13 protein-coding genes are annotated in these 15,024 nt (G+C 58.4%); 10 read left to right on the plus strand and 3 right to left on the minus strand.

The window, feature by feature from the left end:
- Positions 1–84 precede the first annotated feature (84 nt).
- From ACWGZX_RS17375 to ACWGZX_RS17385, 3 genes are all read left to right on the plus strand, one after another.
- On the plus strand, positions 85–723 hold the full coding sequence (locus ACWGZX_RS17375) for an FMN-dependent NADH-azoreductase (RefSeq protein ID WP_452624749.1): 639 nt from the start codon (positions 85–87) through the stop codon (positions 721–723).
- Positions 724–1,029, plus strand: a complete 306-nt coding sequence (locus ACWGZX_RS17380) for a DMT family transporter (protein WP_452624750.1) — start codon at positions 724–726, stop codon at positions 1,027–1,029. It abuts the gene before it with no gap.
- A 108-nt stretch (positions 1,030–1,137) separates the two neighbouring features.
- Positions 1,138–2,028 (plus strand): esterase/lipase family protein, encoded by an 891-nt coding sequence (locus ACWGZX_RS17385; RefSeq protein ID WP_452624751.1) that lies wholly within the window; start codon positions 1,138–1,140, stop codon positions 2,026–2,028.
- A gap of 129 nt (positions 2,029–2,157) precedes the next feature.
- Here ACWGZX_RS17385 and ACWGZX_RS17390 read toward each other — a convergent pair whose 3' ends face one another.
- The gene (locus tag ACWGZX_RS17390) at positions 2,158–3,033 is read right to left on the minus strand and encodes a DMT family transporter (protein ID WP_452624752.1); all 876 of its coding nucleotides are present in this window, start codon (positions 3,031–3,033) and stop codon (positions 2,158–2,160) included.
- 97 nt (positions 3,034–3,130) lie between these two features.
- Here ACWGZX_RS17390 and ACWGZX_RS17395 point away from each other — a divergent pair, with 97 nt between their 5' ends.
- The 3 genes from ACWGZX_RS17395 to ACWGZX_RS17405 all read left to right on the plus strand — a co-directional run bounded on the left by ACWGZX_RS17395 (position 3,131) and on the right by ACWGZX_RS17405 (position 5,535).
- Positions 3,131–3,925 carry an AraC family transcriptional regulator gene (locus ACWGZX_RS17395; RefSeq protein ID WP_452624753.1) on the plus strand — a complete coding sequence of 265 codons (795 nt, stop codon included), beginning with the start codon at positions 3,131–3,133 and terminating at the stop codon, positions 3,923–3,925.
- 64 nt (positions 3,926–3,989) lie between these two features.
- Positions 3,990–4,295, plus strand: a complete 306-nt coding sequence (locus tag ACWGZX_RS17400) for a PsiF family protein (RefSeq protein WP_452624754.1) — start codon at positions 3,990–3,992, stop codon at positions 4,293–4,295.
- Between the two features lie 226 nt (positions 4,296–4,521).
- Positions 4,522–5,535, plus strand: a complete 1,014-nt coding sequence (locus ACWGZX_RS17405) for an AI-2E family transporter (RefSeq protein WP_223515039.1) — start codon at positions 4,522–4,524, stop codon at positions 5,533–5,535.
- Between the two features lie 160 nt (positions 5,536–5,695).
- Here the strand turns inward: ACWGZX_RS17405 and ACWGZX_RS17410 are convergent, their stop codons facing one another.
- Positions 5,696–6,970, minus strand: coding sequence for an Hsp70 family protein (locus tag ACWGZX_RS17410; protein WP_452624755.1), 1,275 nt, complete (start codon positions 6,968–6,970; stop codon positions 5,696–5,698).
- A gap of 293 nt (positions 6,971–7,263) precedes the next feature.
- On the opposite strand from ACWGZX_RS17410, the gene ACWGZX_RS17415 reads away from it, so the two are divergent.
- Both ACWGZX_RS17415 and ACWGZX_RS17420 read left to right on the plus strand, forming a co-directional pair.
- Positions 7,264–8,211 carry a DnaJ C-terminal domain-containing protein gene (locus ACWGZX_RS17415; protein ID WP_452624756.1) on the plus strand — a complete coding sequence of 316 codons (948 nt, stop codon included), beginning with the start codon at positions 7,264–7,266 and terminating at the stop codon, positions 8,209–8,211.
- 23 nt (positions 8,212–8,234) lie between these two features.
- A complete protein-coding gene (locus ACWGZX_RS17420) occupies positions 8,235–8,540 on the plus strand; it encodes a chaperone modulator CbpM (RefSeq protein WP_150779705.1) in 306 nt (101 codons plus the stop codon).
- 80 nt (positions 8,541–8,620) lie between these two features.
- Here the strand turns inward: ACWGZX_RS17420 and ACWGZX_RS17425 are convergent, their stop codons facing one another.
- Complete coding sequence (locus ACWGZX_RS17425; RefSeq protein WP_452624757.1) at positions 8,621–9,748, minus strand: sensor histidine kinase; 1,128 nt, start codon at positions 9,746–9,748, stop codon at positions 8,621–8,623.
- Here ACWGZX_RS17425 and ACWGZX_RS17430 point away from each other — a divergent pair.
- Both ACWGZX_RS17430 and ACWGZX_RS17435 read left to right on the plus strand, forming a co-directional pair.
- The gene (locus tag ACWGZX_RS17430; protein ID WP_223515062.1) at positions 9,747–9,923 is read left to right on the plus strand and encodes a hypothetical protein; all 177 of its coding nucleotides are present in this window, start codon (positions 9,747–9,749) and stop codon (positions 9,921–9,923) included. The two genes, ACWGZX_RS17425 and ACWGZX_RS17430, sit on opposite strands and share 2 nt — an antisense overlap.
- A 65-nt stretch (positions 9,924–9,988) precedes the next feature.
- Positions 9,989–14,944 (plus strand): NEL-type E3 ubiquitin ligase domain-containing protein, encoded by a 4,956-nt coding sequence (locus tag ACWGZX_RS17435; RefSeq protein ID WP_452624758.1) that lies wholly within the window; start codon positions 9,989–9,991, stop codon positions 14,942–14,944.
- Positions 14,945–15,024: the final 80 nt, after the last annotated feature.

Genomic DNA, 15,024 nt, shown 5'->3' on the forward strand with positions numbered 1-15,024 from the left:
GATTTCTGCTCATTTGAAGCGGTTGGCTGTGAGCTTCAAGCTGCAAGCCACAAGTCGTTTGAGTGTAATCCCAAGGAGATTCAGATGAGTAAAATTCTTGCCATTCACGCCAGCCCCCGTGGCGAGCGCTCGCACTCCCGCCGTTTGGCCGAAGTGTTTCTTTCGGCCTGGCAGGCGCGCAATCCTCATTCGCAATTGACTCGTCGCGAAGTTGGCCGGGCGTTGATTCCGCCGGTCAACGAAGCCTTTGTGGCCGCCGCGTTTTACCCCGAGCCCGATGCGCGACCGTTGACGATGCAGGCTGATCTGGCCTTTAGCGATGAGTTGGTGGGCGAGTTGCTCGGCCATGATCTGCTGGTGATTTCCACGCCGATGCACAACTTCAGCGTACCCAGCGGCCTCAAGGCCTGGATCGATCAGATTGTGCGGCTCGGCCTTACGTTCAATCACACCCTGGACAATGGCGTAGCCCAGTACGAACCGCTGGTTCAAGGCAAAAAAGCCTTGATCGTCACCAGTCGCGGCGGTTTCGGTTTCGGCCCGGGCGGTGAGCTGGAAGCCATGAACCACGCTGATCCATTGCTGCGCACGGCACTGGGATTCATCGGCATCACCGACATCACCGTAGTGGCCGCCGAGGGCGAAGAGTCCGAGGCGCGCACGTTCCAGATCTCTGCCGCCGAGGCCGAGCAGCGCCTGCTGGCGCTGGCCAGGGAGTTTTAGATGGCCTGGCTGTTTCTGCTGATCGCCGCCGGGTTTGAAGTCACCTTTGCCATGGGCATGAAATACGCCGAAGGCTTCACCCGGCTCTGGCCGTCGCTGATCACCGTGGTCGCCGCCGTGGGCGGGATTTACTTCCTGACCCTGGCCATGCGCGAGCTGCCGGTGAGCATTGCTTACCCGATCTGGACCGCCATCGGTTCACTGGGCACGGTGTTTCTGGGGTTTGTGCTGCTGGGCGAAAGCCTGACGGCGATCAAACTGGCGTCGGTCGGGTTGATCGTGGCGGGAGTAGTGGGGCTGAAGTAGGGTGGATGTCATAGACTGGTCGTCGAGTTGTCATCTTCGGTGACGATGCTCGGCTGACGTCTTGCATCGCGCCTTGCTTCATCTCACCGATCACAAGGACGTTCGCCCATGTCGCAAGGTTCCGCCACGCGTTACCCGTTGGTGTTGGTCCCGGGGATGCTCGGGTTTATCCGTCTTGTGCTCTATCCGTACTGGTACGGTATCGTCTCGGCGTTGCGCCAAGGTGGCGCGACCGTGTTTGCGGTGCAGGTCTCGCCGCTCAATTCCAGTGAAGTGCGCGGAGAACAGCTGTTGGCGCGGATCGAGGAAATCCTGCGCGAGACCGGAGCCGAGAAGGTCAACCTGTTCGGCCACAGCCAGGGGTCGCTCACTGCCCGCTATGCGGCGGCCAAACGCCCGGACCTCGTGGCGTCGGTGACCTCGGTGGCCGGGCCGAATCACGGCTCGGAGCTGGCCGATTACCTGCACAAACACTATCCGCATGACAGCGCCAAGGGCCGGTTGCTGAGCTTTCTGTTTCGGATAATCGCCGCGTTGATGAGCTTGCTCGAAACCGGTTATCGCGGGCCGAAGCTGCCGGTGGATATCCACGCATCCCATCATTCACTCACCACCGAAGGTGTGGCGCTGTTCAATCAGCGTTATCCACAGGGCCTGCCTGAAACCTGGGGCGGGCACGGGCCGGAAGAGGTTAACGGCGTGCGCTATTACTCGTGGTCCGGGACGTTGCAGCCGGGCAAGACGGATAGTGGGCGCAACCTGTTTGACGGGACCAATCGCAGTTGCCGACTGTTTGCCAAAACCTTTGTGAACGAAGTCGGGCATTGCGACGGGATGGTCGGGCGGTACAGCTCGCACCTGGGGACGGTGATTGGCGATGAGTATCCGCTGGATCACTTCGACATCGTCAATCAGTCGCTGGGACTGGTCGGGAAGGGCGCCGAGCCGATCCGGTTGTTTGTAGAGCATGCGGCCCGGCTTAAAGCGGCCGGCGTTTAACCCTGTGGCGAGGGGGCTTGCCCCCGTTCGGCTGCGCAGCAGTCGTAAAACCAGTTAACTCGGTGAACCTGAAAGATTGCCGGGGCCGCTTCGCGGCCCAACGGGGGCAAGCCCCCTCGCCACAAGGAATCAAGTACGGCCCAAGACTGTGGTCCAACGCCCCGAAAGCACCACCCCACCCAACGTCAACACACCGCCCACCAGGTGATACATCGCCAACTGCTCATGCAGCACCACCGCCGCAATCAGCGCGGTAATCAACGGCAGCAAATTGAAAAACAGTGTGGTCCGACTCGGCCCCAAGCGCACCACCGCCTGCATCCACGCCAATGGCGCCAGCATCGAAGCCAGCAGACAGGCGTAAAGCACCAGCGGAATGTTTTGCAGTGTCGGACCGATCTTCGGCGAGGCGACAAACAGCGGAAACAGCACCACCACCGCCACCAACACCTGCAAATACAACAACACCAGAGGCGGCAATCGCAGCTGCCATTTTTTCAGCAGCGTGCTGTAAATCGCATAGGCAAGGGTGGCGACCAGCATCATCGCATCGCCCATGTTCACGCCGTGTTCAAGTAACGCGCCGAGGCTGCCGGACGACACCACCACCAATACGCCGGCAAACGACAGTACCGCGCCGGCCAATGCGCCGGCGGTCAGGCGTTGGCCGAGGCTGACAATCGCCATGGCCAGCGACATCAACGGCATCAGCGACAGGATAATTCCCATGTTGGTGGCGGAGGTCAGTGCCGCGGCGAAGTAGGCCAGGCTCTGATAGACCGCCATGCCCAGCACGCCGAGGACAAAAATCTTGCCCAGGTTCGGGCGAATCAGCGGCCAATGCGCGATCACCGGTTTGAGCATGAACGGCGTGAACAGAATCCCGGCTAGCAACCAGCGGTAGAAACCAATCTCGGCGGGGAAGATCGCCCCGGCTGACATTTTGGTGATCACGGTGTTGCCAGCCCAGATGAAAATGGCCAGCAGGGGATAAGCGTATTGCATCAGAAAAAACCAGAACGTTAATGAGGGGCAATTATCCGCTTGTCTGGATGCAAGCCTATACTTCGATCCAGACAACCTGCCCCAGATTACGGACAGCATGAACAGTAAACACATTGACCTGCTGGACTTCGCCGAGCTGCCGGCCCCGGTCTATTTCCGCTACGCCGATTTCAACACCCATGAGTACGCCTCGGCTCACCGGCATCCGTGGGGCACGCTCGAGTATTCGGCCAACGGCGTGTTGCACATGGAAATCGGCAACAGCCGTTTCATGTCGCCGCCGCAATACGCGGTGTGGGTGCCGCCCGAGACCGAGCACAGCTTCTATAGCAACCAGCCGATCAACTACCGTGCGGTTTGCCTGGCGCCGTCGCTGTGCCGCGAGTTGCCGCAACAGGCCTGCACGCTGGCGATCAGCGATATTCTCAAAGCGATCCTCAAGGACTTTGCTACGCGAGACGTGAAGATTCCCGAGCACGAGACAGACATTCGTTTAGGTCAGGTATTGGTGGATCAACTGCGACTGGCGCCGGTGCATGAATGCTATTTGCCCTACGCCAGCAGTCCGGGACTGTTGGGGATACTGGAAGCGTTGCAAGCCGAGCCCGGAGACAACCGGCCCTTGGCCGACTGGGCGACGCAGATCCACGTCAGCGAACGCACCCTGGCGCGGCAGTTTGTTCGCGAGCTGGGCATGAGTTTCGGTGAGTGGCGGCAACGGCTGCGGTTCCTCGCGGCGATTGAGGCGCTGGACAGCCATCGAAGCATTCAGGACATTGCCTTCGACATGGGGTACAGCACGGGTTCGGCCTTTATCGCAATGTTTCAACGCCAGGCCGGATGTACACCGGAGCAGTACCGACGCAGTCACCTGCAGAGCAGGAAGGTGTGACAGGGGTTGTCTACACTCCAGAACGAGGCCGTGCCCATCGGTACGGCAACAAGGAGAAAACTCCATGACGATGTTGCGTGTCCCTTTGTTGATGATCGGCTTGCTGCTCTGCTTCCAAAGCTTCGCGACCACACCCCAGCAGGAAAAGATGACTGTCTGCAACGCCGATGCGACGGCCAAAAGCCTCAAAGGTGATGAACGCAAAATGTTCATGAGTAACTGCCTCAAAACCGAGCCGGCCGTCCCTGACATAAAAACCCTGACCCCTCAGCAACAGAAAATGAAAACCTGCAACGCCGATGCCACCACCAAATTACTCAAAGGTGATGAGCGCAAGGCGTTCATGAGTGATTGCCTGAGGAACAATTAAGTCCCGGTTCGGGAAATGTGGGGGCCTGATCGCGAGCAGTCTCGCTCCCACAATGGATCTATGTTCGCAGGACCAAAGTGGGAGCGAGCCTGCTCGCGAAGGGGTCAGTCAGGGCACTGCAAAAAAACGCGGAACCCCGACCAAAGTCGAGCTACACAATTCCTAGTGCTGCCACCGGAACGCTGGCAGACTGCCAATCCTTTTACGCTGTTCGTTTTGAGGCTGTATGCCAACGTTTTCTCAACGCCACGTTTTGCTGCTGATCAGTTGGTTCATCATTTTTGGTGGTTTGCTACTGGTGATCCCGCTGCGCTTGTTGCCAAGCCTGCTGGCCGGTCTGCTGGTGTTCGAACTGGTCAATATGCTCACGCCGCAATTGCAGCGGCTGATCGAAGGGCGGCGTGCGCGCTGGCTGGCGGTGGCGTTGCTCGGGACCTTGGTGGTGAGTGTGCTGGCGCTGATCTTTGCCGGCGCCTTCAGTTTCCTGCTGCACGAAGCGGAAAACCCCGGCGCTTCCCTCGATAAATTCATGGGTGTGGTCGACCGGGCGCGCGGGCAATTGCCGCCGTTTATCGACGCCTATCTGCCCGCCAGTGCCGGTGAATTCCGCGTGGCCATCGGCGAATGGATCAGCAAGCACTTGAGCGACTTGCAGCTGGTGGGCAAGGATGCGGCGCACATGTTTGTGACGCTGCTGATCGGTATGGTGCTGGGCGCGATCATTGCCTTGCAGCGTGCGCCGGACGTGACCAAGCGCAAGCCTCTGGCGGCCGCACTGTTCGACCGCTTGCACCTGCTGGTCCAGGCTTTTCGTAACATCGTGTTTGCGCAGATCAAGATTTCGCTGCTGAACACTTTCTTCACCGGGATTTTCCTGGCGGTGGTCCTGCCGATGTTTGGCATCAAGCTGCCGCTGACCAAAACCCTGATCGTGCTGACCTTCCTGCTCGGCCTGCTGCCGGTGATCGGCAACCTGATGTCGAACACCCTGATCACCATCGTTGGCTTGTCGCTGTCGATCTGGGTCGCGGTGGCAGCGCTGGGTTATCTGATTTTTATCCACAAGCTCGAATACTTCCTCAACGCGCGCATTGTCGGCGGGCAGATCAGTGCCAAGTCGTGGGAGTTGCTGCTGGCGATGCTGGTGTTCGAAGCCGCGTTTGGCCTGCCGGGAGTGGTGGCGGGGCCGATTTATTACGCGTATTTGAAGAGTGAGTTGAAGCAGGTGGGGATGGTTTGATCTGCTGTTGATCTGATTGTGGTGAGGGGGCTTGTCGGAACGCCGCATCGCCCCGTTGGGCTGCGCAGCAGTCCCCCTCCTTTTTGGAGCAAAGGGCCGCTACGCGACCCAACGGGGCGATGCGGCGTTCCGACAAGCCCCCTCACCACAGGGTTTCTGATCAGTCCATCGAGCCGTAACGCTTGGCTGCTTCAATCGCCAACCCGCTACCAATGCTGCCGAAGATGTTCCCTTCCACATGCCGCGCATTTGGCAACATCGCCGAAACACTATTGCGCAAGGCTGGAATCCCGCTTGAACCGCCGGTGAAGAACACCGTATCCACCTGATCGACCCGCACATCCGCGTCGTTGAGCATTTGGGTCACGCTGGTGCGCACGCGCTCCAGCAGCGCTTCGATGGCGGATTCGAACAACGCCCGGCTCAGTTCAACACTCAGCCCCGGCTCGATGCGGTCCAGCGGCACATGGCGGCTATCGGCGTGGGTCAGCTGAATCTTGGTTTCTTCCACTTCCATGGCCAGCCAATGGCCAGCGCGCTGGTCGATCAGCTTGAACAGGCGATCGATGCCGCCAGTGTCTTCGATGTCGTAACGCATGCTGCCCAAGGCCAGGGTCGACTTTTGCGAGTACACCGAGTTGATGGTGTGCCAGGTCGCCAGGTTCATGTGGTGGCTGGTGGGCATGTAGGCGCCGCTCTTCATGCGGCTGCCGTAGCCGAACAGCGGCATCAGGCCTTGCAGGCTCAGTTGCTTGTCGAAATCGGTCCCGCCGATGTGCACGCCGCCGGTGGCGAGGATGTCGTCGTGACGGTTGTCTTGGTTGCGGCGTTCAGGCGACAGACGCACCAGCGAGAAGTCGGACGTACCACCGCCGATGTCGACGATCAGCACCAGCTCTTCTTTTTCGATGGTCGACTCATAGTCGAATGCCGCCGCAATCGGTTCGTACTGGAACGAAACATCCTTGAAGCCAATGGCGCGGGCCACGTCGACCAAGGTGTTTTCGGCTTCCTGGTCGGCCAGTTCATCGTCATCGACGAAAAACACCGGACGGCCCAGCACCACTTCCTCGAACTCCCGACCAGCGGCTGTTTCGGCGCGCTTCTTCAACTGGCCGATAAATAGCCCGAGCAGGTCCTTGAACGGCATCGCCGTACCGAGAACGCTGGTGTCGTGCTTGATCAGCTTGGAGCCCAACAGGCTCTTGAGCGAGCGCATCAGCCGGCCTTCGTAGCCTTCCAGGTACTCGTGCAGCGCCAGCCGGCCGTACACCGGGCGGCGTTCTTCCATATTGAAGAAGACCACCGAGGGCAGGGTGATCTTGTCGTCCTCCAGCGCGATCAGCGTTTCCATGCCGGGGCGCAGCCAGCCGACGGTGGAGTTGGACGTGCCAAAGTCGATACCACAGGCACGGGCTGGAGATGCGTTTTTCATGTCTTTCAAGTTCCGGTTAAAAAACGGCCGCGCAGTGTATGCCAGTGCGACGAATAATCGAAGGCCGACTATCTGCTAATTCGCAGGCATTAGCGCTTGAAAGACTCAGCTTTGCCCCAAACTTGCTGGCATGGGCCTGGTAGCCAACCGGCGGTCGCAAGAACCGTCGTCCGCTGCCGATAAACTTCTGACGCGCTGCCCGGTCACAAAATTGAGATCGGTCAAACCAAACGCTGCAAACAAGAGCATGCTGTGGCTGGCGACGCGATTTGATAACGGATGGTGATTCTTAGATGGACTTCAAAGACTATTACAAGATTCTCGGTGTGGAGCCGACTGCTGACGATAAGGCGATCAAGGCCGCCTATCGCAAGCTGGCGCGCAAATACCACCCCGATGTCAGCAAGGAAAAGGACGCCGAGGCCAAGTTCAAGGACGCCTCGGAAGCCTATGAAGCGCTGAAAAGCGCCGACAAGCGCGCCGAATATGACGATTTGCGCAAATATGGCCAGCACGGCCAACCGTTCCAGGGCCCGCCAGGGTGGCAAGGGCGTGGCGCAGGCGGTTTCGGTGGTGGTCAGGACGCGGGCGACTTCTCGGACTTTTTCAGTTCGATTTTCGGCAATCGTGGCCCTGGTTTTAGTAGTGGACAGTCGCGTCGCAGCACCGGACGTCGAGGGCAAGACGTGGAAATGGAACTCGGGATTTTTCTGGAAGAAACCCTCTCGAACGAATCGAAGAAGGTCACCTTCCAGGTGCCGCAGTACAACGCTGCCGGCCAGCATGTCAGCAATACCAGCAAAAGTCTGAACGTGAAAATCCCGGCCGGCGTGACCGACGGCGAGCGCATCCGCCTCAAAGGCCAGGGGGCTCCAGGTGTCGGTGGCGGTGCCAATGGCGACTTGTACCTGACGATCCGTTTTGCGCCGCACCCCAAATTCGATGTCGAAGGCGAGAATCTGATCATCACGTTGCCTCTGGCGCCGTGGGAGCTGGCGCTGGGCGCAGAAGTTGCCGTGCCGACCCTGACCGGCAAGATCAACCTCAAGGTGCCGGCCGGCAGCCAGAACGGCCAGCGCATGCGCGCCAAGGGCCATGGCTTGCTGAACAAGACGGGCGAGCGTGGCTTCCTGTTCGTTCAACTCAAGGCCGTCATGCCAAAAGCGTCGAGCGATGAAGTCAAGGCGTTGTGGCAGGAACTGGCGAAAAAAGCTGAGTTCAACCCGAGAGTACATTTCTGATCCAAGAGACGGAGTAGCCCATCATGAGCAACCCCCTGATCGTTCACCTGGACCTGGCAGAATTCTGTGAGGCGACCGACCTGTCGGACGTCTACGTGATCGAAATCGTCGAACACGGCATCCTCGAACCTCAGGGCACACAGCCCAAGGATTGGCGCTTCAACGATTACGAACTGGCGCTGGCCAAGCGCGCCGCCAAGCTACGGCACGACCTGGAACTGGAATGGGAAGGCGTTGCTTTGGCGCTGGACCTGCTGGAAGAGGTGCAGCAACTGCGGGCCGAGAACCGGATGCTCAAGCAACGGTTGGGGCGGTTGGTGGTTGAGTAGTTGGTTTGAGGTTTTTGTGGTGTTTGTGAGGCAGCATTCGCGAGCCTGCTCGCGAAGAACGGTAACGCGGTCTCCCTTTCTCACATCTTCCTCGGCAACACCACAGTAAACAGCGTCCCATCTTCCTCGCTGGAGCTGACCTCTATCGTCCCGCCATGCGCATTCACCACTTCCTTGACGATAAACAACCCCAGGCCAAGGCTGGTCGTTGGCTGGCCGAGTTCCTCGTCGGCGCTGCGCACCAGCGGGTCGAAGATGGTGCCGATGGCATCCTCGGGAATCGGAACGCCAAAGTTGTGCACCGTCAGGCGAACCGCGTCCGGCTCGCCGCTCACGGTGACGTTGACATCCTGTTTGTTTAAACCGTGCTGCAACGCATTGCCAATCAGGTTCTGTAGCAGCTGATCAAGTCGTCCTGCATCCCAGACGCCTCGGGTATCGCCCACGACGTTCACCGTTGGATCGCACTCCGGGTTACCGGCGCAGGCTACGGCAATCGCGGCATGGGCTGCATCCGCCAGGTCCATGGGTGCCGGTTCAATGGGCAGGTTCTTGCCCAAACGACTGCGCACCAGCTCCAGCAAATCGCTGACCATCACCGCCATGTGTCGTGCGCCACGCTTTATGTTGATCGCGCAGGTCAGTGCATCGCCTTCAAGCGCGGCTTTGCGCAGTAACAGTTCGGTAGACATGCTCACCGCTTGCAGCGGGGCCCGCAGGTCATGCCCGAGGATTGCGAGAAAGATGTCCCGTGAGTGATTGACCCGCTCGGCATAGGCCGCAGTGGATTCGGCAAGGGCTTCGTCGATGGCTTCGTTGAAGCGGATCATGTCCTGGAAGTAGGTCAGGTCCGGTGATTCCAGGCTGTTGACCCACAAGCGAATCACACAGGCTCGCAGGTGGCGGAATTCGCTTGTCATCTGCACCAGATCGAAGCCCACGGTATGGCGCAGTTCACCATGGCTGGCGCCGGCCTCGTCCAGGCTTGGCGTTTTCTCCGGCCCTTCCCCCTTGGCCTTGGCGCTCTGTTCGTCGGCGGTTTGCGCAGTGGTCATGTCCCGCGCTGCCGCTAACAGGATTGCCTTGGCGTGATCACGCAAGGCCGCACGATCCATATTTTCAGCCGCCGGCGTAATGGTTCTGGCGAACTGCTCCCATTCATCGACGATACGGTCCACGTGTTGCCTGATGAATTCGGATAAGCGCATGGCCGGTTTCCTGACTGAAGGTCTGGGCAGCTTAGTCTTTTTGACGGCGGCCCAATACTACCGTTCACGCGCAGGTTCAGAGGGCGAGACGGTCAGGGTGGTAATTAATTATTTTTCAGGTTTTAAAGTTGAATGTGAGTCGCTGTTTTCAAGCGGTTTGTCAGCAGTTATTTAATCTTTTGTTTTTTTCGTCGTTGCATAAGCTGGTTGCTCTTGTCGTCGCATAGGGATTTTTTCGAAATGGAAGCGTCATCAGAAGGAACTGTATTGGAAACATCGCCAGCGGTGTCCGATGAGGGGGAGAACATCTATCTGGAATACCTCACACAAAAAGTCCCGGCGTTTATAAAGACCGTGCCGGCTGACAGGCTTGAATCATTCGTCAACCAGAGCCCGGCTGTTCCCGAGTGGTATGGCCGTGCGCGCGCCATGGATCGCCAGTACTTGAAAGGGCTTATCGATGAGCGCTGGCGATTGCAGGGCCCTTTGGAAAAGACACTCAATGATTTGCAACAGGACATCAAGGCGTTTGCGCAACCGTTACTTGTTCAAGCCCTGAAAGATCAGCTGGATCTTGAACTGGACGTTAATACAACGTTAGTGCGGCTTTATGTTCCCGCCACACTGACATTTGGCATCGATACTCACGCCAGTCGATTCAGACAACACACGTTGCTGGAGGCGGCTCTGCACAACTTTGAAGAGCCGGAAACACAGGCTGGCGCCTTTCGCGATGGCTCCGGTATTTTCACCAAGGATGCCGCGGGGGAATTGCAACGCCAGGCGCTGACAGTCGAGCGGTTTGCTGTCCTGTGCCGGACGCTGGATATCGGCGCACAGTATCAGAAACACATCACCGAACAGCTCAAGCCAGCAACCGTTGATATCAGGACAACGCTTGAACAGCATGCCGTCGCCTGCGAAATAGCGGCTTTCAATGAATCAGCACTCATTGCGTATTTAAAGAACGACATTTCTTACTATTCATATGGCAAGTTGCAGGACGTGCGGGATCGTAAAAGCAACATCATGTTGGGCAGTCGACCGCTGCAATGTCATCGCTTGTCACTCATGGGATTCAAGCTGACCGGCATTGTATTGTTCAGTGCGGTGGCGGACCCCTCGCTGGTTAAAAGAACCTATGACAGTCTGATTCCGGCGCACCAGCGATTGTTGACGGACTGGTCTCAGCGCCTGTCGATATTGCCGGGCCAGGAGTTTGAGCAGTTCAAGCTGCTCGAGGCGTTTTTCGCCAACGGCCCCAATGGCGTGTTTGATGAGATGCTTCGTCGGGATGATATCTACCAGCAAAATCGTCTGGACGGCACATTGATCGCCTATGTACCGGACGACCCTGAGCACCCGCTCAAGGAATATGCATCGTTCACTGATTTCATGAAGGCGCTGGTCAGCCAGTTGCGTTCGCCGGCCTATCAACAGTTTTTCAGCCGGTTCGTGGCGCAAAAAGACAAAGGCCGTTTCTTCTCGCGAGTCAACGAACGGCTCACTACCTTTACCTGGCATCAACGCGAGCCTCTGGACATGGGCCCGTGGTGGAGGGAAACCGCCACGGAAAACCCCGATGCGGAGCCGATCACCAACCCCGTCACGGGCGATATCTGGCGTCATATCTCAGGCTGTCGCAGAGAGAAAGCCATCGCCGACGCGCGACAAATTGCCGTGCCCACTGATGATGAAGATGCTGCCGCTCGCTGGGCGCGGTTGACCAGTTACTTGAGTCTGGGCTGGAACGTGTTCAATTTTGGCGCCCTGCTGGTGCCGGGGCTGGGCGAAGCCATGCTGGGCATCATGGTCGGGCAAATGCTGCTCGAAACCATGGAGGGCATTGAAGACTGGAGCAAAGGGGACCGGGAGGAAGCATCGGGTCTGCTGGTCGGGGTCATGATCAATGCGGCCCAACTGGCACTGATGATGGCCGGGCACGTATTGCCTGTACACCTCCCGACGCCGGTCAAGGCATCGTCGTTTGTCGATCAGCTGAAAAAGGTTGAGCTCCCCGATGGGGCTACCCGTCTCTGGAACCCCGACCTGAAACCCTATGAGCACGCGGTTTCCCTGCCCCAGGAGGCGGTGGCGAACGAGCGAGGCCTTCATCGACACAATGGCAGGGACTTTCTTTCACGGGAGGGCAGGCACTTCGCGGTCACCGAGGATCCGCAGACCGGCCAGCCGCGGTTGCAGCACCCGAATAGATCGACGGCCTACCAACCGAAAATGAAACACAACGGTGTCGGTGCCTGGCAGACCGAACTCGACCGCCCTGTCGAATGGGACAAGACCAACCTTATGCGACGTCTGGGGCCGATGGTCGACGGTTTTGATCAGGCGACGCTGGAACAAATCCGAATTGCCAGTGGTGTCGAAGAAAACGCACTGCGCAGATTGCAGGTGGAAAACGCCGCACCACCGGCGTTACTCGTCGATACGATACGACGGTTCCAGGCATGGGCTGAAACCGAAAAACAGCAAGGCCCGTTGACCTATCTGCAACGCAAGACCCGTTTCGATGCGCTCTACAACGCCCATCAACTTTCAGAGCATGCCGGTGTGCGGGTGATACAGGACGCCTTTTCGCACTGCCCGGCCAACCTTGCCGAAGAGTTACTGGCCGCCGCCGCGCCTGAAGACCTGCGTGTAGTTGCGCAGAACAAACGTCTTCCCTTGAAGCTCAAGGAACAGATACGTGCAGCCTTACTGGAGGTGCGTACGACGCGTGCCTATGAAGGGCTTTTCCTTGAGTTTCTGCACACGGCGGATACCGAAAGACTGGCGTTGCACACCCTGGAAACATTGCCGAACTGGCCTGGCGATGTGCGCATCGAAATCCGTGAGCATTCATTCACAGGTCCCCTGCGAGACAGCATTGGCCCGCAACACGCAAGCGTGCGAAAAGTGCTGGTGAGTGGCGACGGTGACTATCAAGCGCGGGACGCTGCCGATCATCATCTGCATGGTGCCGACAATCTGTTTGCTTCGGTGCTGCATGCGCTGCCCGACGCGCAACGTAACGCGCTCGGTTATGAGATCAATCAAGGAGACGCACTCAGGCAGGCGGTTCAAAGGACACCACTGGCGCGGGACAGGTTGCTGCCGATGCTGGCCGACAACCCGATTCGCAAGCCGTTTTATGCCCCCCAAACGATGAAACTACGCGGTGGCATGCCCGGTGCTGCGCAAGGCCTTCAACGCCTCACAGGACAATTGACCCCGCTGGAACGGGTCAGGAGTGTGCGTCCCGGCTGGACAGACGCCGAGGCCCGGGTCTATCTGGAGGGCGCCGGTCGCGAAGGCAGCCCGCAGCAGCGGGCCAGTGAACTTGAGTCGCAGTTCAATCGACTCAACGCCAACTTCCAGCGCTGGCTGAATTCACCCACCGACACTTTCAGGTTCAGCGCCGCAGGAAGAGCCGAATGGCAGTCAAGAAACGCCTTATACAACGCGATCAGGCAATGCTGGCAGCACACCGGGCCAAGGGATGTGGATGTCTTCGGCAATGTGCACGGAATAACACTGGACCTGAACGGTATGTCATTGGGAAGGCATTTGGCGACGATGCCTGCCCTGGAGGGGGATTTCGGACATGTCACCCACCTGAATCTGATGAGCACCGAATTGGCCGATGCTCAGGTGTCGCTGCTCGATCACTTTCCCAGGCTTCGCCACCTGAACCTCAACGGCAACCTGCTCACGCAGTTTCCTCGCGTGGTGGGCCGGATGCGCGGGCTGACGGAGTTGAATTTGCGTGGCAATCGAATCGTGCTGGATGCACCGTCGGTGGCCGATCTGGGCGGGCTTGTGCGCCTGGAAAGCCTGGACCTGATGGGCAACCCTTTGGGACGCGTCCCCGATATCGGCCGCATGCCCATGCTGCATACGCTGCTGTTGACTGATACGGGCATTTTCACCTGGCCCGTCGGATTGTTTTCGCTGCCCAGGTTCCGGCATTTTTATCTGGATATTCAATACAACCGGATCCTCGAGGTCCCTTCGGTTGCGCGTGGCAGCGTCGACGCGGAACTGTTGGCGCGCACGGTGTTGAGTCGCAATCCGCGGTGGTTACCGGAGGCCAATCTACAAACGCTGCGCGAATACATTCAGTCCGTGGGTATGGACCCTGATCGACCTTATCCGCCCCGTGGCGTACGCGATAGCCTCGATTGGGAGCAAGGGCTGACTCGACCTGAGTGGGTCGCCCGGCAGCAGATATGGAATGAGGTTGAAGATGAGTTCGGTTCAGTGCCGTTTTTCAACGAGATCCGCAAACTGACCGAGTCGTATCACTTCAAACACGACATCGCCTTTCGAGTGGACATGACCGCCAAGGTCTGGCGCATGCTCGACGCCATGGCCAAGGACACTGTGCTGCGAGAAAAACTGTTTACGATGTCCACGGCGCCTACGCAGTGTGTCGATGGCGGGGCTCAACTGTTCAATGCCATGGGTGTGGAAGTGCTGATCCACGAAGCCTATGAACTGACGAGTCCGAATCTGGTTGAAGCCGAGCTGGTGCAGCTGGCGCAGGGAAAATCCCGTCTGGATGAACTGAGCAAAATCGCCCACAGGGTCATTGGTGAGCGAACGAGCCAGGGCGAGCAGTTCAGGCGTGTCAATGCGACGGGTGAAGTCACGGGCACCATTGATGAAGTCGAGGTGCACCTGGCGTACATGACGGACCTGGCCGACCTACTGGAACTGCCTTGGCAGTCTCGAAAAATGCAGTTCAGAGCAATCGCCGCGGTCACGCCAGAGATGATCGAAGCAGCTTGCCAGCGTGTGCTGGATCTGGAGGCCGGGGAGCTGCTGCGTGATTCGATCAGCGAACAGCCGTTCTGGGCTTCTTATATCCAGGGCTCCAACCGTCGTGCATTCAAAGCCATCCGGCGCCGTATCGATGCGACCACCGATTTTTACATGGCGCTGGAAAAACGGGCAACCCCATCACTTTCCTTGCCGGAAAAAGCGCAATTAAAAGAAGAGATCCGGGTACTCGCCGCCGAGCTTGGCCTACCGGAAAGCGAGTTCGCCCCGGGACGTGTCATGAGCGCCGAAGAGTATGAAAGCGAAATGAGCCGGCTCAATGCCCAGACGCAAACATTGCTTAAGACGCTGACCCGGCAAGCGATGGACCGGGCAAAACTGCAGCGGGTCGAAACCCCTCTCACTCTGGAAACCTGAATCGACCTGGATGTTGACTACGGCACGAAAACCGACGGTTTTCGTGCCCGCCTATTACCTCGTACATAAGGATATGTACC

The organism is Pseudomonas sp. CLCA07, assembly GCF_053615335.1.

What these genes read in the sequence shown, in the direction of transcription:
- ACWGZX_RS17375 (WP_452624749.1), top strand. Translation starts at nt 85, where the DNA reads ATGAGTAAAATTCTTGCCATTCACGCCAGCCCCCGTGGCGAGCGCTCG.
- ACWGZX_RS17380 (WP_452624750.1), top strand. Translation starts at nt 724, where the DNA reads ATGGCCTGGCTGTTTCTGCTGATCGCCGCCGGGTTTGAAGTCACCTTT.
- ACWGZX_RS17385 (WP_452624751.1), top strand. Translation starts at nt 1,138, where the DNA reads ATGTCGCAAGGTTCCGCCACGCGTTACCCGTTGGTGTTGGTCCCGGGG.
- ACWGZX_RS17390 (WP_452624752.1), bottom strand. Translation starts at nt 3,033, where the DNA reads ATGCAATACGCTTATCCCCTGCTGGCCATTTTCATCTGGGCTGGCAAC.
- ACWGZX_RS17395 (WP_452624753.1), top strand. Translation starts at nt 3,131, where the DNA reads ATGAACAGTAAACACATTGACCTGCTGGACTTCGCCGAGCTGCCGGCC.
- ACWGZX_RS17400 (WP_452624754.1), top strand. Translation starts at nt 3,990, where the DNA reads ATGACGATGTTGCGTGTCCCTTTGTTGATGATCGGCTTGCTGCTCTGC.
- ACWGZX_RS17405 (WP_223515039.1), top strand. Translation starts at nt 4,522, where the DNA reads ATGCCAACGTTTTCTCAACGCCACGTTTTGCTGCTGATCAGTTGGTTC.
- ACWGZX_RS17410 (WP_452624755.1), bottom strand. Translation starts at nt 6,970, where the DNA reads ATGAAAAACGCATCTCCAGCCCGTGCCTGTGGTATCGACTTTGGCACG.
- ACWGZX_RS17415 (WP_452624756.1), top strand. Translation starts at nt 7,264, where the DNA reads ATGGACTTCAAAGACTATTACAAGATTCTCGGTGTGGAGCCGACTGCT.
- ACWGZX_RS17420 (WP_150779705.1), top strand. Translation starts at nt 8,235, where the DNA reads ATGAGCAACCCCCTGATCGTTCACCTGGACCTGGCAGAATTCTGTGAG.
- ACWGZX_RS17430 (WP_223515062.1), top strand. Translation starts at nt 9,747, where the DNA reads ATGGCCGGTTTCCTGACTGAAGGTCTGGGCAGCTTAGTCTTTTTGACG.
- ACWGZX_RS17425 (WP_452624757.1), bottom strand. Translation starts at nt 9,748, where the DNA reads ATGCGCTTATCCGAATTCATCAGGCAACACGTGGACCGTATCGTCGAT.
- ACWGZX_RS17435 (WP_452624758.1), top strand. Translation starts at nt 9,989, where the DNA reads ATGGAAGCGTCATCAGAAGGAACTGTATTGGAAACATCGCCAGCGGTG.